Raw genomic sequence first — 20,099 nt, forward strand, 5'->3', positions numbered from 1 at the left:
TCTATGGAAATCATCCAGTTTCCGCTTGAAAGTCTATGCATTATATTAGGAAAAAAGTTTGAACGTAGCCTAACGATAATAAGAATGAGGTTTGATATTTTCTTTATGATTGCTACATTAATACTAACTTTAATCACTAACCATACTCTTTATATAAGAGAAGGAACTATCATTAGTTTTTTACTACTCTCCCGATTAATGGGCTTCTCATATTATTATCACAAAAAACGTATATAGTGATGAGACAACAATTATGTATGATATTATTTTAATGGACTTAGACAATACTATTTTAGATTTTAATGTTGCTGAAAAAGACAGCTTCAAAGAAGTCATAGAAGAAACTGGTTTAACCTACACAGATGATTTATTACACCAATACAAAAAAATAAACAAATCTTTATGACATAGCCTTGAGCAAGGTAAAATTTTCAAAGAAATTGTTCTTAATACTCGCTTCAATGAGTTTTTTAAGCTTTATGGTATCCAAGTTGATGGTAAAGAAATAGAAAAAAAGTACAGCTTTTATCTAGATAATTCTTCTGATCTTATTCCTAATGCAGAATATACCTTAATAAAACTAAAGACAATGGGTAAAAAAATATATTCAGCATCTAATGGAGTATATTCAACTCAAATGAAACGTTTATCAAATACTGGCATAATAAACTTATTTGATGGTCATTTTATCTCTGAAACAATAAAACATGAAAAACCTTCACCTTATTTTTTTGACTTTTGTTTAAAAACTTCATCTAAAGTTCCTAAAAGTGCAATATTAATTGTTGGAGATAGCCCTACTTCTGATGTTCAAGGAGCAATTAACAGTGGAATTGATTCTTGTTTTTATAAATACACTCAACGACCACCTACTAAAAGTAGGTGGGTTGTTTTTAGGACTGAAAGTCCTGTTTCGGCTTAAGCCGACTTAAGTTTAATACTGAAAGTAGTCTAAAGTTTGAGAGTTAACTCACTCTGTAACTTTAAATGTATCTTCTTCGTCTTTACCTTGATTTGCTATATACTCTTTTATCATTTCTTCTGTTATACTTCCTACTGTCGCACAAAAATATCCTCTCGCCCACAAGTGCTGTCCCCAATATTTCTTTTTTAATTCTGGAAATTCATCTTGTATTAATTTTGATGATCTCCCTTTTAAGTATTGTACTACTTTTGATGGTGCTATACTTGGCGGACATGATAACAACATATGTACATGGTCTGTTCTAATATTTCCTTGTACTACTGATATTCCCATCGTCTCACACCCCTGCCTTAATAGATCTCTTAATCTATCTCCTATTGATCCTTTTAATATTGGATATCTATATTTTGTCACCCATACTATGTGATATTTTATATCATACACTGTATGCGCATCTTTTCTGTAATCTACCATTTTTATCACCCAATTTGATTTTACAACTTTATCATTTTCACTGCAACGCTAAAGCATTCTTCCTTTTCACGCTAAAAGCTAACCGACTGAAAGTCGGTGGTTTTAACCTTACGCATAGAAAATAAAAATACTACATGTACATATTCTAAATACACCATAAATGATATTTCAGAACAACTTTTGGATATAGTATAAGTTTATGGGAAAATATTATGCATAATTCGGCTAATACTCTCCCTTTAATTTCTGCATATTATAAAACAAAAAAATATTATTTTAAGGAAGTGTTTTTATGCAAAAATGGATTCAACACCCCAGTGACTCTTTGCTAATGCTGGGTGACTTCAATGCTAACTATTATGTTTTTCCCTATGAAGTGAATCCTGATATAGTGATTGTTATAAAAGGAAAATTTCCATATTCAAGATATATGTCCTTTACTTTAGCTGGCCAACTCGACAATGTCATAACTACCGCTTCGGATAAAATGTTAATTCCTGACTCTGGAAGTACAAATCCTTTTTTGCCATGTGCTGATTGGAATGCAGATAATCGTAATTACACTATAAAACTCCTTTCACCACTCGTATCTGTGGATATGCATCTACGACTCGAAAGAATGGATTAGGTGTATTGGATTATTTAACATAGTCAAAGTTCTCCTATTCTATAAGTTTGTTTGGGGAAATTCTACTTATATTTTAGGACTTGGCTATGTTTTTCTATACTTTTTTATTGGTAATTTAAACCTTTTGTAACTTGCCCTTTTTACTGTCTGTAGGTCAGACTGAATTAAATAATTCCTCTTGAGTAATCTCCCCCTAAGATATCTATAATATATATTCATTCCCCTGTGTTCTTTTAAAAAAATAATAGCAAGTCCTAGTTTTCAATGTTAATGATGCATATTCATTCATTTCTATATGTGCAATAGGATTAAAACCTGCTTAGACAAATCCATCCGAAAGTCCACCTTCTCCTGCAAATAAGTCTATAAAATTCATAAAAAAATCTCATCCTGCTTTCTAAATTGTTAATTATTTTTTATTTTTTCTGATGTATAATTACAATATCTTTAAATATTTTATCAATATTAAAACAATAAACTACAAGATATTCTTTATATGTTTCTTTCAATATCCATATAAACCTTAGTTTGTATAGTTCATGGAGGATGCAAATTGTCGCTCACCCCATGACATAATGAATTTATTGTTATTGTTTCACTGGTGATATTATCCTCATCAATTATATTGTGCCGTATAGGGTGACATTTTTGCTTATTTACGATTCTTTTATGTCCGAAACCTTTAGCTCTTGAAATATTAGCAAAACAGTTATTTTCTTTCTCTGAAATATCTAAAGTTGTTTCTTCAGATTCTTTATATTCATCAAAACTAATACTTTTAATGTTTTCATGGCTGCTTTTACTTCCTTTGTTCTCAATTAAATTTTCTTTTTTAATATCCTTATTCCCACTACCTTCATCATTATCATTTTCAAAATCTATTATTAACTTATAAAGATTAGATGTTTGTCCACCATTATCTCTATACCTTTCCTCTTTAGCAACAAATCCCTCCTCCATAAGAATCTTCATCGTTCTTTGAATAGTTCTTTCCGTTACTCCACAATCACTTGCTATAGTTTTTACAGAAGGAAAACAAGTTCCTTCTGCATTTGCCCTATTTATTAAATAAAACATCACCTGTTTTGCTCTGCTTGGTAAATTCGATTTATATACCTTATTCAATAAATCTCCTTTTTTCATTAACAAAAGCCCTCCTAGTTTCAGATTTAAATAATATATTCTTTTACTATACCTATATAAGCCTTTTCATTAGCTGCCCATTCAAATAGATCAGGTGAATAATTTTGAAAATAAATCCTGTTAATGTCTCTCTCATATTTTTTTCTTATATACAATTTATCTGCATCAGCTGTACAATTAAATATCAGGCTTAACTTAATATCCTCTATTAATTCCTTTATTTTCCCAATATTGGTTATTTCATAAGGCTTACTTCCACTGCATAAAACCCTAATATCACAACTTCTAAATGCAGCTATGGTCGATGCATTCAATATTCCTAAATCAAAAACATTAAAGTTATACCCTTCTGGAAATTGCTTATTGAGGTAATATTCTACGCATTTATATTTATAGTAATTTTCTACTTCATCAAATTTGTAATAGGCTGCTATTTGTCTTAGATGCTCATTACCACTAGCTTCTGTGTAGCTTACTTTTGAACCTATTTTAGATAAAAAATTAGCCATATTAAAAGCAGTTGTAGTTGTGCCAGCTTTTTCTGATACTCCTGCAACTGCTATTTTTATATTTTTATGATTAAACAAATATTTATTTTCAGAGCTTTCTTCTAAATATAAATATTTCTCTTCTTGGCTCATCCAATCTTCTTTTGTTTTCCCTACTTCACTAATGCATTTTGTAATTTCTTCCTTTATTCCACTTACTTCCGTAGCTAATATAATGTTATAAATCTTCTCTTCAAGCAGCTTAATTATAATTTCATCTTCTTTACAAAACCCTTCTGCAAATATAATAATCCTTGAATCATACATTGTTTTTAATGCCATTAACGCTTCAATTATTTCATTTTCATTATCCTTAATAGCTTTTAAGTCTATTGCAAAATATGAATAATGGTTCAAATTTCTCATATCATGAATAACAAATTTTTTTAAATAAAATTCTCCTGAAAGCTTCTTAATGACCATACCATTTTCCTTTGATATAAAGTCAAAAACACCTACATTTTCATTGCTCGTTAGATATAATAGCATTAACTTCACCTCTTGATATTTTATAATCTGATGGCACATCTATTGGTTTTTGCTTAGGTTTATAAGTAAATAAAAATATGAAAGCTACTATTACAATAGCTACATATATAAATAATTCTATCAACATTTTCTTTTTCAATTCTCTCTACCTCCAATGTTTATGATTTGCTTATAATCCAAAACGGGCCTCCTGCATCTGCACCTTTATTAGCTTCTTCAAGAATAATTGATAAATCCCATTTCTCTTCACTCCTTGTCCTACTTACTGGATCAGCAACTAAAATCTTTTTATCTGCTGTTACTCCTCTAAGAACAATGAAATGTCCACAGCTAGTAAAATGACCTTTTGCCATAATTGCAATTATAAGTTTTCCTGCTGAAAGTGCATCTATAATTCTTTGTGGTTCACTCGAAGTACAACCTTCTACCGAAAGTCCAAAATGTTTAGCTCCTTCTGGGATTAAAGTGTGATATGAACCTACCCCTTCACAGTAATAACCATTTTCATAAGCCCATCTACTCATTTGAACTGGATCAACTTTTTTATCTGTTAGACTTGAAACTACTATTGCAAGAGAAGTCGGACCACAACCACTTCTTCCTATAGTTCCAGTCATTCCATAAGGTTCATCTTTCCATCTGGAATCAGCTTGATTATAATAAACAACTTCAGTAGAGCCATCTTTAAAAGATAACCCTGAAAAATCTAATCCACTGCTCTCTAAGTAACTCTTATCATTAGCATTTATTAATTGTTCATATCCATACTGACTTCTTATATTCTTAATTTGACTTAACTCATTTCCAAAGAAAATGCTACTTAACATTTCAAGTGGATTTGTAAGAATATATACAATAAAAGCCAAAATTAAAAGCACCGAAATAATCGGTGCCATTGATATAAATATTATTTTGTTTCTAGTTTCATCATCTTTTACAGCTTGGATTGCTATTTTAGCAATGGTGGCTGCTGATTTTGGATCTAGTGCCATGGTATTTACCTCCTTTGAATTTTATGAGTAAATCAGCACTTACTTAATAAGAATATTATTATTAATTACGGTTTTGCCTTATCCATATTTAATAACTCCAATGTTAATTGGTTAGTTAGTTTGTCCAATTTATTCATATGATCAATAGAATCCATATTTTTTAACATTTGAATTCTAGAATTCCTCACTTCATCACTATTATATTTGTAGTAATATTCTTCATATACGTCTCTATACTTTTCTTTGATTTTGTCGCAATCAATAATTATATTAGGAACAAACTTACCATCTATCTCCGAGTTACTGTCACAGATCAATAATTCCGAAATTTTTGCAAGAGCTTTATCTTTTGTTACCAAAACATAATTTTTACAGTCTATGTCTTCTATCTCTTTTGATAAATACCTTCCTGTTAATTCATTTATATACCTTAAATATGTCAAGTCCCAACTAATATTAAATACTTTTTTAACAAGTTCTAACTTCTTATTCACTTTCATCAAATTTTGAGAATTTGTAAATTCATCATCAGAAGAGAAAAGATAAAATATTATTGCCGAGAATTCATACAATGAAATTGCTTTAATCTCATAATGTGCAAATTCAAGTAACTCACTATATATTTTTCCTTATTTCTTTCACCATATAAATTAAGTAATATAAAAAATTTTGCAAGTATTACATATGCATAATTAAGTGCCATTAATGTATTTTTTATGATATTAGCCATATCAGGATTTTCAGGAAAATCTACAAAAGAATTATTATTAGAAATCACTCTATTAGAATATAATACATGTTTTCTAAGCTTCTTTAATGGCATGTTCATTATCTTATTCAATCCACTTTGTAATCTTCTATATTTCTCTTCAATAACACCTCCATTTACTCTATCAGTGGAAAGTTCAGTCAATGCATATTTAGCATCATATTCAATTCCTTCTTCTCTAATATAATTAATAAGGTTTAATAATGCATATTTAGATTCAATATCTAAGCTGGTAGGCTTATAATATAATTTCCCAATGTCTACTACAATATTAGAATCAAATATATATACTATTGGTAAATCTATTTTATTGAAATAAATGTTCTTTATCTTATAAATGTCTTTATCATTTATAACTTCCATAAATACCCTCTCCTTTTTAGTTTTTTAATTAATATTCATTCTCTGCTATAATAACAAGTTTATTACTTTGCAATTTTCAAAATCGGTGAGTTAATTTCACTCAATACTTCTTTAGTAACTTTTTGTGTTATTTTTTCAACAATTTTTTCATGGTATAAATCCCACCCTCCCTCTTGACTTATTTTGTGTAATTGAGCCGCAGTACCATACAATACTTTATTATCCTTCACAATTCTCAAACTACATTTTTTCATATTACTTCCTCCATTCACTATTAAATGATATAATAATAGCAAGCTTATTTTTTTAATGATATTTCAGAAATTATATTTTGTGTTTGCTTACACTAATCTAGAATAAAATATAATCTTGCGATCATCTACTATTAATTATAGTATTAGTTATTATTTTTACTAAGTACGAATTTTAGGATTTTCTACTTCTTTATAAAAATTATTAAATAAGTTTCTAGCTATCCTAATTTTTTTGTTATCCCAATGCTTTTCTTCATTTATAGAAAATAAAGGATAATTCTTATACAAAATTTTTATCAATTCATCTCTATTACTTTCAAGAATTGTTTTTTTCATGTCTATTTCTTTATTCAATATACTTTTTAAATATAATATATTAATTAATTTTTCTGTCTCTTCACATATCCCTTCTTTGTTTAATTTTGGCGATATAATGTCATCTATATATAAGTGCCTATGTGCTAAAAATCTATTTTCACAACTAAATATATTAGTCTTATTAATCGGATAATTAAAAGTAAATAATAATCCAAATTTAGTTAAATCAAATTCTTCTTCTACTCCGTTTTCAATTAATTTTGCTGCAATTTTATATATTATTTCAGTTGAATAATTTTTTCTATTTCATAAAAATCAATCATATTTTTTATTCGTTTTTGAGTAACATCTTCTTGCTTTAGATTAAAATAATATTTATCTATTTCATTATATAATTCAACAAATTTTGCATTTTTAACCTTCTTAACATAACAAATTTTTTTACTAATTATAGTCTTTAAAAGTTCATATTTATTAATATTATCTAATTGCATAAAATGAAATTCATTTAACCTATACCCCTCTATACGTTTATCTATAGTACTCATATCCGCAAGTTCTAGCCCTTTTAATTCTTGTATTTTATTCTCACTAAATTTGTATTCTAACTCCTGAATTAAATGTGTTTTATAGTAATTCGTATATTTTATTGTCCTTTTAAATGACTGATATTCCAATTCCTTATTGTAATCAATTAACCATTGTCTCAACGACTTTGTTTGATAACTCTCATACATATTATCCTTTAATACTTCAAGTGAAACCTGCATAATAAAATCATTTAATGATATATGACCTGAAAACAGATAATTCATTTTTTTGAAATCAATAATATTAAACATTTTTTCTAGAATTATATTTTTTATTTTATCAACACTCATAGTATCCCTCCTAATTTCTTTTGATTTATTTCTTAATTTTAACATTTATACAAATTTCATTCTATGGCAAGTTACTTATGCCTTATTAAAACTTTAAATATAATTTTACCTTCCCCCAGCCTTCCCCATATACTCAAATTTATATTCAGGTATCTCAAACACCACGTGAAGCCTCTTAGAACCTATCATTAATAAAGCATTTCCTCTCTTTTTACTAGCAAGTAGCTCTTCCTCTGCATCTGTTAAATTATAGAGTTCCTTTGTTTCTTGTAGATTTCTGCCATCTGTACCCATTATGATTTTAAAGCAAGGTATATCAAGCAGTGCCTGTCCATACATTTTTATTTGTGGATCAAGAAAATCTACAACTGAATGGCTTATTATAGCAACTCCTGCTTCGTATTTTCTTGCTCTCTTTTCAACATTTCTTAAAAAGACTAGGCTTTGAGGTACATTGTTGTCAATCATAAGATAAGCTTCATCGCAGATTAACAGTACTCTTTCATTTCTGTCTTTACTCATTTCCTGCCAACACCAGGTAAGAATATTAAAATATTGAGTTCTTTTAATATTATCATTAGTATTTTGTAAATCATGGGTGTCAAGACAAATGCATCTTGTATTGGTCTTAATAGAGCTATATCCATTCCAAAAAAAAGAATCACTTCCCATTGCTATATCTTTTAAAAGCAGAGCAAGGTCATCATAAATATTAGCTTCACTTTCTTTTCTTGTTTTTTCTTTTTCTTTTGCTTTTTTACCTATCAAATTATATAAGTCTAAAAACATAGGGAAATCTTCATTACTAAGTTTGGTTATATCTGTATCCCAAGTTATGCTAAAGTTATTATATAGCTCAATTAAGCAATCTTTAAGAATAGCTCTTTCTCTATCTGTTAAGGATGGAATGTATAAGCTAAAGAATATCTCTAAATTCTTAATGTAAAGAGCCATATCTCCCATTCCCTGACCCTCATCTTTATAAACTTCATCATTATCATCTACTGGTGTTGGTCTTATTTGAAGTGGATTTATTCTTCCATTGCTGCCTCCACCTGCGTTAATCCAATCTCCATTCAAAGCTTCGCATAGCTCTTTGTATTCTCTTTCTGGATCTACAAATATAATTTTACTGCCTTTCATATATTCAGATAAGGCTATATGCTTAACTGCTGTAGACTTTCCAACTCCTGCTACGCCCATTATAACCATGTTAGTATTGGTTCTATCATTTCCTCTTTTCCAAGTATCCAGTATAATTAATCCTCCACTAGAATCTCTTGCAAAATAGTAACCTGTTCCATCATTATAACCGCTCGATGAAAAAGGAAATCCACCTACAAAGGTGGATAGAGGAACTATTCTGCTTACAATCTGCTCAATATTTTCATCTGAAGTATAAAAAGGTGAACAGTTTTTAAATGCATGTTCTTGCAAGTTCGATAGGTTTCTTGGCTTACATTTACTCATGGCACAGGTACTTTCCGTTTTTCTGCAAACCTTATTAAAACTTTCATCTTCTCTTGATATTGGCATAATAGTAATTCCCATAAATCCAACTGTTTCACCATTTTGGTCTATTTGCACCATTATCTTTTCTCCATCTAAAGCTGACCTTTCTGCCCTTTTCTGAGCTAGTGGATCTTTAGCACTTTCAGCTGCTCCACGACTTTGTATTACATTTCTTGAAAGACTTTCGATAAAAGAAGAATTATCAATTGGCTTAAAGGTTATACTGACAATTGTACTTGGTATATTGGTAATTTTAGAAAGCCACCCATAATCAACTTTTTGAGGATATTTAACTATTCCATATACTTTTCCCGTATTTTCACCTATAACTAAGCTGTTTCTTTTTATTTCTAGCCCCATTGGAGTAATTATATTTAGCAAGGATTTATTTAACAAAATTTCTTGATTTAAGTTATTTTTATTTTTTATCATTTTCACATCTCCATTTCATCTTCAAATTCATCCTTTATAAACTGATTTTCAGGCAATCTCTGAGGATTAATAGGCCTTCCTATCTCGTAGCTATCCATTATTTCTTTTCTATAAGCTTCTTCTGTTTCATAATAAATTGTCTCCATAACCTTACCTGTCATGGAGTAAAATTCAATCTTCCCATAATACTGTTTCTTTGCCATTTATAACTCGCCCTTTTCTCTTAAAAAATAGGGATAGTGGCTTCAAACTCACTATCCTCAATATTTGTATAAGCTGGATTATTAATAAGATTACATAGCCTTACTATATCCTGCTGCTTTAATATTTCACATTGTATATTTCCACTTTCAAGCTTTGACTTAAATTCATAGCATCTTTTAGATATTTCTCTTTCAATATCTTCTTCATACTTTTCCCAAAGCATTATATAAAACTGCCTTTCAACAACTTCTCCCGATAGAGCATAATTACTCATTACAAGCATTTCATTTCTTAGCAAATCCTTTTGCTTTTGATCTGCGCTATTTGAAATAATGCCAGTATACTCATTTATAAGTGGGGAAATATCTACTGGTCTTGATACCGCTAAAAACTTGTAAGACTTTTGTTCACTTGAAAGTTCTGCTGTAAGAGTTTTGCATAAAAGCTTTTTTTCTCTTTCTGATAACAAATCAATACTTATAGGATTAATTTTTATATACATGATAATGTGACTATCTCGTGTATATAAATATCGTTCTTTAATATCTTTTACATTTACAAACTCATTAGCAGTTTTTTGTTCTTCATCTTCTGCATTTTTAGCCTTCCTACTGCTTTTCTTTAGAAAAAATAATATTATCCCACCAACTACTAAACAAAGTAATATTATTAGAATAGGTATAATACGCTGCATTTTAAAGCCCTCCTATAATCCCATTTCATCTTCATAGTCTGGTATATAGACATCCATAAAAGCTGAATCCTCTACTTCTTCCTGCGAATAATGCTCTGGTTCCCTAAACCTTTCATAGTACTTTGAAATCTGTTCATCACTTAATGACACTGATTCCCCTTCCTCATTAAATCCGTAAAGAAAAAACGTACCAGCAATTATATCTCTGCCGATACGCCTATTTCCTTCAAGCCCTTGTATTTTACCTTCTTCATTACAAACAAGACTTGTATTATCATCTAAATCTACCATTTCTATTGAACCGCCAACTAATTCCTGCATGGGTTCCAACCCACTTTCTATTTCAGCAACATAAGGTCTTGCTTTAGGTGGTACTATTAATACTCTCATATTTTTTCAACTCCCTCTTTAAAATTGTGGGCCTATATGCCAATCATCATATAAGCTTCCCTTTATATTTACATAATCATTTACATTTGTTGAAAGCATTCCATCTGGTGTCCATACATCTATAACTTCTGCATATACAGAATATGTTCCATCTGGATACCATATTGGCGTGAAATGTGTTCTATTGTTGTAAGTAGAGTACTTATTTTTTCTAAGCTGAAAACTTGAATAATAGCCGCTATTTATCATATCAAGTACTCTATCATAAGTTTGATAATTAAACTCTGGATAATAAGATATTACATTTTGAGCTCCAGTTATTGCTGAAGCTGGTGCATTTGAATTTAAATTAGTAACTACATTCAAATTTATCCCATATCCTGACTTCATAGTTTTTGAATAGGCGGTAGGAGCTTTACTATCTGGCTTAACATTCATAGTAGCTGAAAAATTAGCATAGTATGCTATCCACCTGTATTTCCAATCTCCCCTGTCAACCCACTCTCCATTATCTTCCCAATGCCCTGAATCATCACCATCACTGACCCAATCCCAATCAGATTCCCACACCCATTTTGGCTCCCAATAGCAATCCCATTCTCCCCAAGTTGCAGATGTTTTTTCTACTTTACTTGGAATATTTGATTGAGAAAAATTATTATTTTTATCGTTTGCTGTTGGATTTGGTGGCGTTTTTTCTTTTAATTCAACAATATTAGCAGTAATAGAAGAACTTTTTGCAGCTGCTCCGCTTACACTTACTGCAATACTTAATGTTTGTGGTGTTTTAGGCGTATGCCATTTAAACCAAACTTTTTGTGATTCTCCTTCAGGAATATAAATATTATTTAATGTATAGTTTTGTCCGTTTACACTAAAGGTTACTGAAATAGGATTATCAGGTGTTCTTCTCTTATCCGTTTTTACAGTTATTGAACTGATAACATCTGTATCGCATCTATATTCATAGGTATTACTATCAACATCTACACCTTTATCCGCATCAGAAAATCTTACAATTCCAATTCCTAGATAACTTTTTATCTCTTCATCAGATACCTTTTGATCACTTCCTCCTGACCATGCTGGAAATCCCATATCAGAAGTTTGTAAATATAAAGCTAAAGGTAAATTTTTATGAGTTAAACTTACCATATAAGCTCTAAGCTGTCCTCCTAAAGCTTCATCGTATAAAGCTGCTTCATGTGCAGTCATTGCCATATATGCACCTTGAAAAGTGAAATAAGCTATAGGTTCAAGTAAAACTTTATAATCTCCATTTATAAGATTTTCATAGCTCATTCCTGTTATATCAGAAATCAATTTTAATGCATATTCTGAACAGAAATATTTTTTAGTTGCTTCTATATTTATTGAATAACTGCTTGAAGCAATTATTCTAGGCAAAGGTTCTGAAGGTTGATATGAAACGTATCTATTTACTTGTGGACTTAGACTATCTCCATTTCTATATTGAATTTTAGATACTTTGCCAAAATGCACAATAGATGATGGCTGATTCTGATTAGAAAAATCAATCGGTTCTGTAACTGGCATTTGATCCTTTGTTCTTATTATAGTTACTCTAACTCCATCATTACCTGGATTCCAGAAATTTTGAGAAGAGCCATTTCCCATTCCGCCTCCTCCACCATCAAAATTTCCATCTCCTACTGCATAAGCATTGCTAGGAATTGAAAACAACACCATAAGCAAACAAATTAGAAATGCTGTTATTTTCTTCATTTAGTTTCACCTCCAAAAAATTAGAGAGTACAGTTTTATCTATACTCTCTTCACAAATTAAAATATTCAGTTTTATTTAATCCATTTTTCCTACTTGTTTATTTATATCTCCTGATGAGTTTACTTTAACACTACTATTAGAGCCACTATCCTTTACCCATCCAAAACCTGGGACATATACCTGACCACTGCTATTTTTCTCCCCACCCTTTGGTGTTGTATCAGCATTGGGCTTTACTTCCTTTTCTGTGTATGTTGGTACTTTATTTTTATCTGTAATATTATCTTGCGTTTTAGGTTTTTCTTTTGGGGGATCTGGCTTTTTAGGTGTTTCTTCTTTTTTTGCTGATTCATTGCTTACAACCTGTGGACTTATAGCATCCGAATTATTTTGAGTTTTCTTTTCTGCACTATCATCAATAGCAGGAGTTACTTCTTTTTTATCATCAGCATTTGTAACCTCATTAACATTAACTTTTTTATTTTCCTCTGTTAAAACTTTATTATCTTTCGCTACACTGCCTTTATTAGTATAAGCTATTAATCCTATTCCAAGTCCTAAGGCAATAATAAGCAATACTGATACTGTCATATTCTTCTTTAAATTAAAATTAAGTTTTCTCATTCTCGTTTCCTCCCTTAATTTTTTTACATAAGCAGTTTTTTTACGCTTGTTAAAAAATAAACATATTTTTTGTACTTTGTCCAGATATTTTTTATAAAATTTTATCCACATTTTACCCACACGCTCTTTTGTGGATATGTTTATAACTTAGAATTTTTCCGTATAACCTGCATCAACTTTTAATGTGATTTGCAATGTAGGCAGTTTATTCCATCCAAAAGATGAAGGTACCTCTAAATCAATTATAGCCTGAGCTTTAAACTTTTTAGCATTCTCTGGATCTGATGGTGCTAATGGAGCATTTACAAAACTTATCTTTAAATTTGAAAGCTTATACTCCTCTTCCTTTGAAGTGTATTTAGTATGGTAATCTCCTTGCTTTTCTAATCCTAAAAGCTTATCAAGATATCCATAAACATCTCCTGTATCAATCTTACTTTCCCATAAATTCGAAGAAGATAAAGTATAATCTCCGCTATATCCTTCACGTAGTCCATTGTAAATTTCATCATAGTTTTGAGAGGCTATAGATATTATAGAAGTTTGAAGTGCATCACGAACTCCCTTAGCTATAAGCTGTAGCCTCATATATTCTGATACAGCACTAAATATTATCATAAGAGCTAAAACCAATGCACAAGCAAGTGGTAGTGCATTTCCTCTTTTTTCTTTCAATATCCTTTTTACTTCCAATACACTTCACTCCTTCCTGTAGCCTTTGAATTGATCTCTATAGGAAAAGATCCAAAACTAAAAAATCCTATATCAACTGTACTTGATACATTGACAGTCATTTCATCATTTAACTGCACTTTATTTGTTCCACTAATGTAATCTGCTTGCCATGTTATTTTAGGGCTTATACCAGTTTGTTCATTTAAGCTTTCTGCCTTTACACTAATTTCTGTTCCAACCCTTCCTGTTATTTCTGCTGTTCTCATAATTTCCGTCGCATAAGTATTTAATTGATTTTTAGCTACAAATACAGGAAATAATTTAACTGCAAAGGCAATTACAAGCATAGCAGCTAAAACAATTACTACTGTATCCACATAACCTTCACCTTTCTTCTCTTTTAATAATCTCACTGCTACCACCCCCTAGAACAATTTTCCCATTGTATTCATTATCTGAATTCCCATTACTGCTAAATACATAAAAACAAAACACATAAGCATTGCAAATGAATATTTTCTTATTTTAGCTGGCTGTTTTGCTGCTATGGTTTTAAGTCTTTGAAGTTCTAATTGCTTTAAATCATGAGCTAGCATTTGAAAATATACAACCCCATCATCACCACGAAGCACACTTATAAGACCTCTTACAACTTCAGACAATGCCGAACTTCCTAATCTTGTTTCAAATCTTGTCAAAGCTCCCTCAAAACTTCCTGATTTCATATCTGCTACAGTTATCTCAAGTTCTCTTTTCATTGAAGCTCCTGCATTTTGTTTGTAGGATTCAAGAATCGATAGTATATCTCTACTTGCCTTCAATTCTTGAGTAAGAGTAGCTGCAAACCTTGGAAGTTCGTATTCTATTTCTTCTCTTTTATTTTTAACCTTATCCTCAGCGGTTTTTATTTCTTTAAAATATACCGCAACTGATAGAAACACTGTTACTGGTGCTATTATTGGAAAAATAAATAAAGCAGGAATAATACTCAAAAGTACTAAACCTGCTTTAACATAAGCTTTTGCTATATATGTTTCTGGTGTAAGATTTATTTCTGCTGACTTTAGTGTTGCTATAATCTTTCTTCTTTTGTAATCATTAAGCTTTATCATTTTTGAAAGCTTTACTGACATCCTGAGAATGTATACTTCAAAATTATGAGTTTTTTTCTTTTCTCTCCTGCTAATACTTAATATTGCCCTTGAAGCTTTAATCTCTGGAAACTTTAATATATCTGCAATTATCATGTAAATTCCAAAAGAAAATAGACAGGAGAATATAAAAAATATAGTTAACATTTTTTCACCTCGCAAAAACACGCAGTGCTTTTGCTCTGCGTGTAAAATTATTAAATATTATCTTAGTTCTATATGAATTTCTTTTCCTAGCCCTTTTGCAAGCTTACTTAAAAAATCTAAAGAAGGATTGTAATTTCCACTTTCAAGCCTGCTAATATTTGATTTTTGAGTTCCCATTCTGGAAGCTAATTCTTCTTGTGTTAAATTTAATTCTCTTCTTGCTCTTATTACTTCAGAAATCAACTCATATCGTGGCTTTAGCTTATTATATTCTTCTTTGAATTCGCTATCCTCCATAAGCTCTTCTTTAATAATAGAGAAATCAACACTTGCTTTACTCATCTTCACACCTCTTTTCAAAATCTTCTTTATATCTTTTTGCTTTTTCAAGTTCTAGCTTTGGCGTTTTATCTGTCTTTTTAAGAAATCCATTCAGCAATACAAAAGTATCTCTATGATAAGTGAAGTAAAATATTCTTGATGCATCTGATCCCAATTTTATTCTTAATTCATATATTCCCTTGTATTGTTCCCCTTTAATCGGTTTTACATAAGGTTCTTTTAAATAAATGCCATGCTCTTGTAAAAGTTCTATTTCACTATATGCTTTTGCTCTCATTTTAGGTGAGAGTGACGATAAAAACTCCATTACAGGGATGTTACCATTTTCTCTTTGGTAGAATTCAACCTTCCAATCCACATTTATATCTCCCTCTTATTTAATATATGCATTTATTAATTGTATGTTATCATATATGATAACATCAGTCAATGTTTTATCTCCTGTACTCTACAGGCTTGGTCAACTTTATTACAGCTGCTAATGATACAAATATTACAGTAGTACAAATAGCAAGTATTGCTTTACCAAAACTTGTAAACATCAAAGTCTGGTACCATTCTTTATTTAGAAAATACATTAATGGTATATTTCCTATCAAAAGAATAGTCATAGTTATAAATTCTTTCATTGGCTCATAAAGAAGATAATCTAGCTCTGCTCCTACTATTCTCATATCTGAAAGCTTAGATACAATAGGTGTTAAAGTATTTTTCAAATTTTTATCTTCCTGACAGGCAATTACTGCATCTATCCATTCTCTAAATACATCATTATCTATTTTTACTTTCAAACTTTCCAGTGCCAATTTAATGTTTGAGTTTATAAGCTTTGTTTGTGTCAAAAAGCTTTTAAAAACATCTGAAACTGGTGGATTTATATAAGTTATATTTTCATCTACTGCGGTTAATATACTTTCACTTCGCATATAGGATGTAGTTATTACTGAGAGAGCTGTTTCAAGTTCTGCATTAAGCTGCTTTTTAAAAAAGTTTGCTGTGAACTTTATATACCAGAAAGGTATTAATGCGAATCCTATACCAAGTACTGGAACTAAGAAAAAGTTATTCATAGAAACTGCTATAATTATTCCCATTACAAATAAGAAAAAAGAAATAACACAAAGACTTGAAAACTTTTCTGTTTTCCCTGTAATCTTTAGTATTTCTTTTGTTTCCATTATGAGAAGTTTTATTCCCTTAGGCTTTTTCTTATTATTTGCTTCCGTAATCATTGCCTTCATTGATTTTTTCTTTCCCTTAAACTTACCTGCAATTGTTTCTAGAAATTCAAATGGCGATAGTTCTAATAATACAAAACTTCCTGCAATAATTCCTAAAAAAGCTATAATCTTTAGCAATGTCATTTTGATTCACCTTCTTCTACTTTTGTTTTAGTAATAATACTTTCAAGCACATTTAATGGCATACCATTTTCAAGAAGTCTTTTTTGTAAACTGCTTGATATGTTACCTACTTTTTCGTAATCTCCTATTATTTTTAGCTTTCCACTTACCACTTTATTTTCTTTAATGTTATAACGAAAAAGAGTATGAATTTGTCTTTTACCATTAGGCATTATTTCACACTCTGTTATTTCCATTATTTTTCTTGAATTATCTTCGAGCTTTTTTGTAAATAGAACAATTGGAAAAGCTTCTGTAACCAAAGAATATAATGTATCGTCATTTATATCATATTTCATTTTACATAAGGTCATCATACGAAAATAAGTAGCTTCACAGGAATTTGCATGAGTAGTAGTTATTACAGCATGTCCAGTTCTTGCTGCTTCCTGAGCTGAAAAAGATTCTTCACCCTTCATTTCTGCTACACATATATAGTCAGGGTTAAAGGTCAAAGCACTTTCTAAAAGTTTTTCCTGATCTATATTTTGACTTTTATCTTCACTATATCTTGTTACTGTATGAACAACATTATTTATAACATTTCCACTTTCATCAGTCTTTACAAGATCAAATTCTCTTGTGCCATTTTCTATAGTAAATATTCTTTTATCATCTGGAATAGTTGATAATAACCAGCTCATTAAAGTTGTTTTTCCTGAAGATGTAGCACCTGTAGCACACATACTTATGCCATATCTTAAACATATGCTTAAAAAATCAAGCATTTCTCCTGTGGCTGTGCCATTATTAACAAAATCCTCTTTTGATAATTTCTGTGGATTTACTATACGAATAGATGCAGAAACTCCTTTATCATCATCTATTACTCCAGTTCCAAATACAGTTATTCTTATTTTATTTGATAAATGACCTCTTACTATTGGTTGTGAATTATCTAAAATCATTCCTGACTTATGAAGCAATCTCCTTAATACGTCTATAGCATGTTCAGGAGAATTAAATTTATCTTCTGTTGGCAGTATATCTCCATTAGTATAGGTTATTTTTATGTCCTGCCATTGGTTTATATTTATTTCTTCTACATCTTTTCTAAATAAATATTTTGTAAGGAATGAGAACTCAACCATTTCAGAATATAGCTTTTCTATTAATTCATCAAAGGATAATCCTTCAACTCCTAAAGAATTATCTAAAATGTATTTTGATATATAAGAATTTATCTGTTCTTTTTGCTCTTCTGGATTATCTGAGATGAGCATAGAATATTTGCTAGAAATATATTCTTGAGCTTCTTGTAATATTGTTTGAAACTCTTTTTTATTTTTTCCTGTATTAAAAAATAATGCTGCATTGTTCACTACTTAGCTCCTCCTTTCCCATACGCAATTACTTTTTTAAATAATGAGATTTTCTCTTCATTCATTTTTGCTTTTCTAACTATTGGTGCTTTTTCTCTACTGATTTTTTCAGATGTTTCTCCCATAAGAAATGAAGCTAACCTTCTTATAGCTTCTTTATATTCTTGGCTATCCTTAGAATTCAAATCATTAAATAGTTCTCTGCTTAAAAATTTATTTTCTAGTTCTTCTACAAAAGGAAGTTCGTAGCTTATACCTTTATATAACTCTTTTATCTGCTCTACAGGCTCATTTACTTTCATATTTGATAAAACCTTTATATGCTTATCTAAGTTAAATTTTCTGTCTGCAAGAAGTGGCAAATAGGAATTGAAATAAGAAACTGCTTTTAAATTACTGCTACAAAATCTTACTACACTATCTGCCATTTCAAGAGATACTGCCGATAATATGTCGTAAGCAAAAACACTTGAACAATCTATAACAACATAATCTGCTAAATGCCTTAAAAGTATTAAAAAATCTACTGCTCTTTCCTTTGAGTATTCAGCATAAGTAAATATGTTTTCTCCTTGTGTATATCCTAATAAGCTTATATACTTGTTTTTATCTAAGGTAATGCATTTTGAAAGTATGGTTTCTTGGTTAATCTCTGGTGCTGAAAGAATACTTCCAAGGGATTTTTCTTCACCTTTTACACTTGGTAGCAATGTCATAATCATAGGAGAAAATATATCGCAAAATACCAATATTACATTTTTCTTCTTTAAAGATATTTCTTTCGCTATTCTTATAGCTCCAGTGGTTTTACCACTGGATGGATTCCCCCATACTGCAATAATTTGATTATTTTTCATTCACATTTGCCCCCTGACCTAAGGATTTATCTAAAGTATTACCACTTGTCTTATTGTCTGTTTTTTCATTAAAAATATTATTCTGTGCATCTAAAAACTTTTGGGCATTTTCTTCTGTTCCTCTATAGACTAAGGATACATAAATTTTACTTTGATTTTCTAATTTAGCAAGGAGTTTAGCTTGAACTTTATTTACTAAAAGTGTAACTGTTGATGGCAGTTGATTTTCTGTATCATTACTGTTATCCTTGTTATTCTTGTTATTTTGTGAGTAAACATTATCTGAACCTTTGCTTGTAGTTACTGCCAATACCTTAACATATTGAAGCTCATTTGGTACTATAGTTTCTCTTAAATCACCATAATCAGAAGCAATTATAGAAATAATATCTCCTGCCTGAAGCTTACCTGAAAGTCCAGCTGCAAAACTCTTTATTGTTATAGAAATAGCTTCGCTATTACCATCAAGACTATAAAGATATTTATTTTCTGCTAATGGACTACTGGAAACTTTACTGTTTAAAATATAGTCACCTTTACTTAAATCTGCTGTAGCATATTTTCCTACAACACTTTCTTTATCTCTTAATACATCCTTCGGCAGATTATATCCACCTATTTCAACAGTTTCAAGCTTATCTGAACTTATGATATCTCCCTTTGAAACATCTTTTGCTATTCTTATAATCTTAACCTTTGATTGTAAGGCGTTGTTATATAATGGAGTAACAGCAAAGCATATGATAAGTGATAGTATAATTGATGAAAGTCCTACAATAGTTCTATTTTTTAATAAATTTTTCATTTTGAAATGC

At 30.1% G+C, this 20,099-nt stretch carries 29 protein-coding genes; 4 read left to right on the forward strand and 25 right to left on the reverse strand.

Going from position 1 to position 20,099, the window contains the following annotated elements:
• Window positions 1–3: 3 nt before the first annotated feature.
• Genes A500_RS22170 through A500_RS21270 form a run of 3 tightly spaced genes read left to right on the forward strand, consistent with a single transcriptional unit; the run spans window position 4 to window position 922 of the window.
• Window positions 4–237, forward strand: coding sequence for a DUF6198 family protein (locus tag A500_RS22170; RefSeq protein ID WP_479723490.1), 234 nt, complete (start codon window positions 4–6; stop codon window positions 235–237).
• 34 nt (window positions 238–271) lie between these two features.
• Window positions 272–406 (forward strand): hypothetical protein, encoded by a 135-nt coding sequence (locus A500_RS21720; RefSeq protein ID WP_278245120.1) that lies wholly within the window; start codon window positions 272–274, stop codon window positions 404–406.
• Between the two features lie 33 nt (window positions 407–439).
• Window positions 440–922, forward strand: coding sequence for an HAD hydrolase-like protein (locus A500_RS21270; protein ID WP_341349951.1), 483 nt, complete (start codon window positions 440–442; stop codon window positions 920–922).
• A gap of 48 nt (window positions 923–970) precedes the next feature.
• Here A500_RS21270 and tnpA read toward each other — a convergent pair whose 3' ends face one another.
• Window positions 971–1,399 (reverse strand): IS200/IS605 family transposase, encoded by a 429-nt coding sequence (tnpA, locus tag A500_RS09680; RefSeq protein ID WP_016207400.1) that lies wholly within the window; start codon window positions 1,397–1,399, stop codon window positions 971–973.
• A gap of 292 nt (window positions 1,400–1,691) precedes the next feature.
• Between tnpA and A500_RS09685 the strand changes: the two genes are divergently transcribed.
• Entirely contained in the window at window positions 1,692–2,027 is a 336-nt protein-coding gene (locus A500_RS09685; RefSeq protein WP_016207401.1) for a hypothetical protein, read from the forward strand.
• Window positions 2,028–2,564: 537 nt separating this feature from the next.
• Here A500_RS09685 and A500_RS09690 read toward each other — a convergent pair.
• From A500_RS09690 to cpaB, 24 genes are all read right to left on the reverse strand, one after another.
• On the reverse strand, window positions 2,565–3,170 hold the full coding sequence (locus A500_RS09690; RefSeq protein WP_016207403.1) for a helix-turn-helix domain-containing protein: 606 nt from the start codon (window positions 3,168–3,170) through the stop codon (window positions 2,565–2,567).
• Between the two features lie 26 nt (window positions 3,171–3,196).
• Entirely contained in the window at window positions 3,197–4,207 is a 1,011-nt protein-coding gene (locus A500_RS09695; RefSeq protein ID WP_016207404.1) for a hypothetical protein, read from the reverse strand.
• Window positions 4,182–4,346 (reverse strand): hypothetical protein, encoded by a 165-nt coding sequence (locus tag A500_RS20770; RefSeq protein ID WP_016207405.1) that lies wholly within the window; start codon window positions 4,344–4,346, stop codon window positions 4,182–4,184. Before A500_RS20770 ends, A500_RS09695 begins: the two co-directional genes overlap by 26 nt.
• Before the next feature lie 19 nt (window positions 4,347–4,365).
• Window positions 4,366–5,199, reverse strand: a complete 834-nt coding sequence (locus A500_RS09700) for a C39 family peptidase (RefSeq protein WP_016207406.1) — start codon at window positions 5,197–5,199, stop codon at window positions 4,366–4,368.
• A 65-nt stretch (window positions 5,200–5,264) separates the two neighbouring features.
• Window positions 5,265–5,771, reverse strand: coding sequence for a hypothetical protein (locus tag A500_RS09705; RefSeq protein WP_016207407.1), 507 nt, complete (start codon window positions 5,769–5,771; stop codon window positions 5,265–5,267).
• Window positions 5,750–6,331, reverse strand: coding sequence for a hypothetical protein (locus A500_RS09710; RefSeq protein ID WP_016207408.1), 582 nt, complete (start codon window positions 6,329–6,331; stop codon window positions 5,750–5,752). Before A500_RS09710 ends, A500_RS09705 begins: the two co-directional genes overlap by 22 nt.
• 62 nt (window positions 6,332–6,393) lie before the next feature.
• Window positions 6,394–6,585 carry a hypothetical protein gene (locus A500_RS09715; RefSeq protein ID WP_016207409.1) on the reverse strand — a complete coding sequence of 64 codons (192 nt, stop codon included), beginning with the start codon at window positions 6,583–6,585 and terminating at the stop codon, window positions 6,394–6,396.
• Between the two features lie 159 nt (window positions 6,586–6,744).
• Window positions 6,745–6,921 (reverse strand): hypothetical protein, encoded by a 177-nt coding sequence (locus tag A500_RS20405; RefSeq protein WP_157453643.1) that lies wholly within the window; start codon window positions 6,919–6,921, stop codon window positions 6,745–6,747.
• Window positions 6,922–7,181: 260 nt separating this feature from the next.
• On the reverse strand, window positions 7,182–7,784 hold the full coding sequence (locus A500_RS09720) for a hypothetical protein (RefSeq protein WP_016207410.1): 603 nt from the start codon (window positions 7,782–7,784) through the stop codon (window positions 7,182–7,184).
• Between the two features lie 105 nt (window positions 7,785–7,889).
• Window positions 7,890–9,728 carry a VirB4 family type IV secretion system protein gene (locus A500_RS09725; protein WP_016207411.1) on the reverse strand — a complete coding sequence of 613 codons (1,839 nt, stop codon included), beginning with the start codon at window positions 9,726–9,728 and terminating at the stop codon, window positions 7,890–7,892.
• A 2-nt stretch (window positions 9,729–9,730) separates the two neighbouring features.
• A complete protein-coding gene (locus A500_RS09730; RefSeq protein ID WP_016207412.1) occupies window positions 9,731–9,931 on the reverse strand; it encodes a hypothetical protein in 201 nt (66 codons plus the stop codon).
• A 20-nt stretch (window positions 9,932–9,951) separates the two neighbouring features.
• Window positions 9,952–10,626 (reverse strand): hypothetical protein, encoded by a 675-nt coding sequence (locus A500_RS09735; protein ID WP_016207413.1) that lies wholly within the window; start codon window positions 10,624–10,626, stop codon window positions 9,952–9,954.
• A gap of 12 nt (window positions 10,627–10,638) precedes the next feature.
• Window positions 10,639–11,016, reverse strand: a complete 378-nt coding sequence (locus A500_RS09740; RefSeq protein WP_016207414.1) for a DUF3846 domain-containing protein — start codon at window positions 11,014–11,016, stop codon at window positions 10,639–10,641.
• An 18-nt stretch (window positions 11,017–11,034) separates the two neighbouring features.
• Window positions 11,035–12,762, reverse strand: a complete 1,728-nt coding sequence (locus tag A500_RS09745; protein WP_016207415.1) for a DUF8193 domain-containing protein — start codon at window positions 12,760–12,762, stop codon at window positions 11,035–11,037.
• A 76-nt stretch (window positions 12,763–12,838) separates the two neighbouring features.
• On the reverse strand, window positions 12,839–13,387 hold the full coding sequence (locus tag A500_RS09750) for a DUF6550 family protein (protein WP_016207416.1): 549 nt from the start codon (window positions 13,385–13,387) through the stop codon (window positions 12,839–12,841).
• Window positions 13,388–13,534: 147 nt separating this feature from the next.
• Window positions 13,535–14,080 (reverse strand): hypothetical protein, encoded by a 546-nt coding sequence (locus A500_RS09755; RefSeq protein WP_016207417.1) that lies wholly within the window; start codon window positions 14,078–14,080, stop codon window positions 13,535–13,537.
• Window positions 14,071–14,475 (reverse strand): DUF4320 family protein, encoded by a 405-nt coding sequence (locus tag A500_RS09760; RefSeq protein ID WP_016207418.1) that lies wholly within the window; start codon window positions 14,473–14,475, stop codon window positions 14,071–14,073. Before A500_RS09760 ends, A500_RS09755 begins: the two co-directional genes overlap by 10 nt.
• A 12-nt stretch (window positions 14,476–14,487) precedes the next feature.
• Window positions 14,488–15,360, reverse strand: coding sequence for a hypothetical protein (locus tag A500_RS09765; protein ID WP_016207419.1), 873 nt, complete (start codon window positions 15,358–15,360; stop codon window positions 14,488–14,490).
• A 57-nt stretch (window positions 15,361–15,417) separates the two neighbouring features.
• Complete coding sequence (locus A500_RS09770; RefSeq protein ID WP_016207420.1) at window positions 15,418–15,702, reverse strand: helix-turn-helix domain-containing protein; 285 nt, start codon at window positions 15,700–15,702, stop codon at window positions 15,418–15,420.
• Window positions 15,695–16,060 (reverse strand): type II toxin-antitoxin system RelE/ParE family toxin, encoded by a 366-nt coding sequence (locus A500_RS09775; RefSeq protein WP_016207421.1) that lies wholly within the window; start codon window positions 16,058–16,060, stop codon window positions 15,695–15,697. The genes A500_RS09770 and A500_RS09775 overlap by 8 nt, the downstream gene beginning before the upstream one ends.
• A 76-nt stretch (window positions 16,061–16,136) precedes the next feature.
• The gene (locus A500_RS09780) at window positions 16,137–17,066 is read right to left on the reverse strand and encodes a type II secretion system F family protein (RefSeq protein WP_016207422.1); all 930 of its coding nucleotides are present in this window, start codon (window positions 17,064–17,066) and stop codon (window positions 16,137–16,139) included.
• On the reverse strand, window positions 17,063–18,427 hold the full coding sequence (locus A500_RS09785) for a CpaF/VirB11 family protein (RefSeq protein ID WP_016207423.1): 1,365 nt from the start codon (window positions 18,425–18,427) through the stop codon (window positions 17,063–17,065). The genes A500_RS09780 and A500_RS09785 overlap by 4 nt, the downstream gene beginning before the upstream one ends.
• Window positions 18,427–19,284 carry a CpaE/TadZ family protein gene (locus tag A500_RS09790; RefSeq protein ID WP_016207424.1) on the reverse strand — a complete coding sequence of 286 codons (858 nt, stop codon included), beginning with the start codon at window positions 19,282–19,284 and terminating at the stop codon, window positions 18,427–18,429. The genes A500_RS09785 and A500_RS09790 overlap by 1 nt, the downstream gene beginning before the upstream one ends.
• Window positions 19,274–20,089: a Flp pilus assembly protein CpaB gene (cpaB, locus tag A500_RS09795; protein WP_016207425.1), complete on the reverse strand. Its 816-nt coding sequence runs from the start codon at window positions 20,087–20,089 to the stop codon at window positions 19,274–19,276. The genes A500_RS09790 and cpaB overlap by 11 nt, the downstream gene beginning before the upstream one ends.
• Window positions 20,090–20,099: the final 10 nt, after the last annotated feature.

Origin of the sequence: Clostridium sartagoforme AAU1 (assembly GCF_000401215.1) — a bacterium.
GTDB lineage: Bacteria > Bacillota > Clostridia > Clostridiales > Clostridiaceae > Clostridium > Clostridium sartagoforme.

Bases quoted from the DNA above. Each gene is read 5' to 3' on its own strand.
- A500_RS22170 (WP_479723490.1), top strand. From the start codon at position 4: ATGGAAATCATCCAGTTTCCGCTTGAAAGTCTATGCATTATATTAGGA.
- A500_RS21720 (WP_278245120.1), top strand. From the start codon at position 272: ATGGACTTAGACAATACTATTTTAGATTTTAATGTTGCTGAAAAAGAC.
- tnpA (WP_016207400.1), bottom strand. From the start codon at position 1,399: ATGGTAGATTACAGAAAAGATGCGCATACAGTGTATGATATAAAATAT.
- A500_RS09685 (WP_016207401.1), top strand. From the start codon at position 1,692: ATGCAAAAATGGATTCAACACCCCAGTGACTCTTTGCTAATGCTGGGT.
- A500_RS09690 (WP_016207403.1), bottom strand. From the start codon at position 3,170: ATGAAAAAAGGAGATTTATTGAATAAGGTATATAAATCGAATTTACCA.
- A500_RS09695 (WP_016207404.1), bottom strand. From the start codon at position 4,207: ATGCTATTATATCTAACGAGCAATGAAAATGTAGGTGTTTTTGACTTT.
- A500_RS09700 (WP_016207406.1), bottom strand. From the start codon at position 5,199: ATGGCACTAGATCCAAAATCAGCAGCCACCATTGCTAAAATAGCAATC.
- A500_RS09710 (WP_016207408.1), bottom strand. From the start codon at position 6,331: ATGGAAGTTATAAATGATAAAGACATTTATAAGATAAAGAACATTTAT.
- A500_RS09715 (WP_016207409.1), bottom strand. From the start codon at position 6,585: ATGAAAAAATGTAGTTTGAGAATTGTGAAGGATAATAAAGTATTGTAT.
- A500_RS20405 (WP_157453643.1), bottom strand. From the start codon at position 6,921: ATGAAAAAAACAATTCTTGAAAGTAATAGAGATGAATTGATAAAAATT.
- A500_RS09720 (WP_016207410.1), bottom strand. From the start codon at position 7,784: ATGAGTGTTGATAAAATAAAAAATATAATTCTAGAAAAAATGTTTAAT.
- A500_RS09725 (WP_016207411.1), bottom strand. From the start codon at position 9,728: ATGATAAAAAATAAAAATAACTTAAATCAAGAAATTTTGTTAAATAAA.
- A500_RS09730 (WP_016207412.1), bottom strand. From the start codon at position 9,931: ATGGCAAAGAAACAGTATTATGGGAAGATTGAATTTTACTCCATGACA.
- A500_RS09735 (WP_016207413.1), bottom strand. From the start codon at position 10,626: ATGCAGCGTATTATACCTATTCTAATAATATTACTTTGTTTAGTAGTT.
- A500_RS09740 (WP_016207414.1), bottom strand. From the start codon at position 11,016: ATGAGAGTATTAATAGTACCACCTAAAGCAAGACCTTATGTTGCTGAA.
- A500_RS09745 (WP_016207415.1), bottom strand. From the start codon at position 12,762: ATGAAGAAAATAACAGCATTTCTAATTTGTTTGCTTATGGTGTTGTTT.
- A500_RS09750 (WP_016207416.1), bottom strand. From the start codon at position 13,387: ATGAGAAAACTTAATTTTAATTTAAAGAAGAATATGACAGTATCAGTA.
- A500_RS09765 (WP_016207419.1), bottom strand. From the start codon at position 15,360: ATGTTAACTATATTTTTTATATTCTCCTGTCTATTTTCTTTTGGAATT.
- A500_RS09770 (WP_016207420.1), bottom strand. From the start codon at position 15,702: ATGAGTAAAGCAAGTGTTGATTTCTCTATTATTAAAGAAGAGCTTATG.
- A500_RS09780 (WP_016207422.1), bottom strand. From the start codon at position 17,066: ATGACATTGCTAAAGATTATAGCTTTTTTAGGAATTATTGCAGGAAGT.
- A500_RS09790 (WP_016207424.1), bottom strand. From the start codon at position 19,284: ATGAAAAATAATCAAATTATTGCAGTATGGGGGAATCCATCCAGTGGT.
- cpaB (WP_016207425.1), bottom strand. From the start codon at position 20,089: ATGAAAAATTTATTAAAAAATAGAACTATTGTAGGACTTTCATCAATT.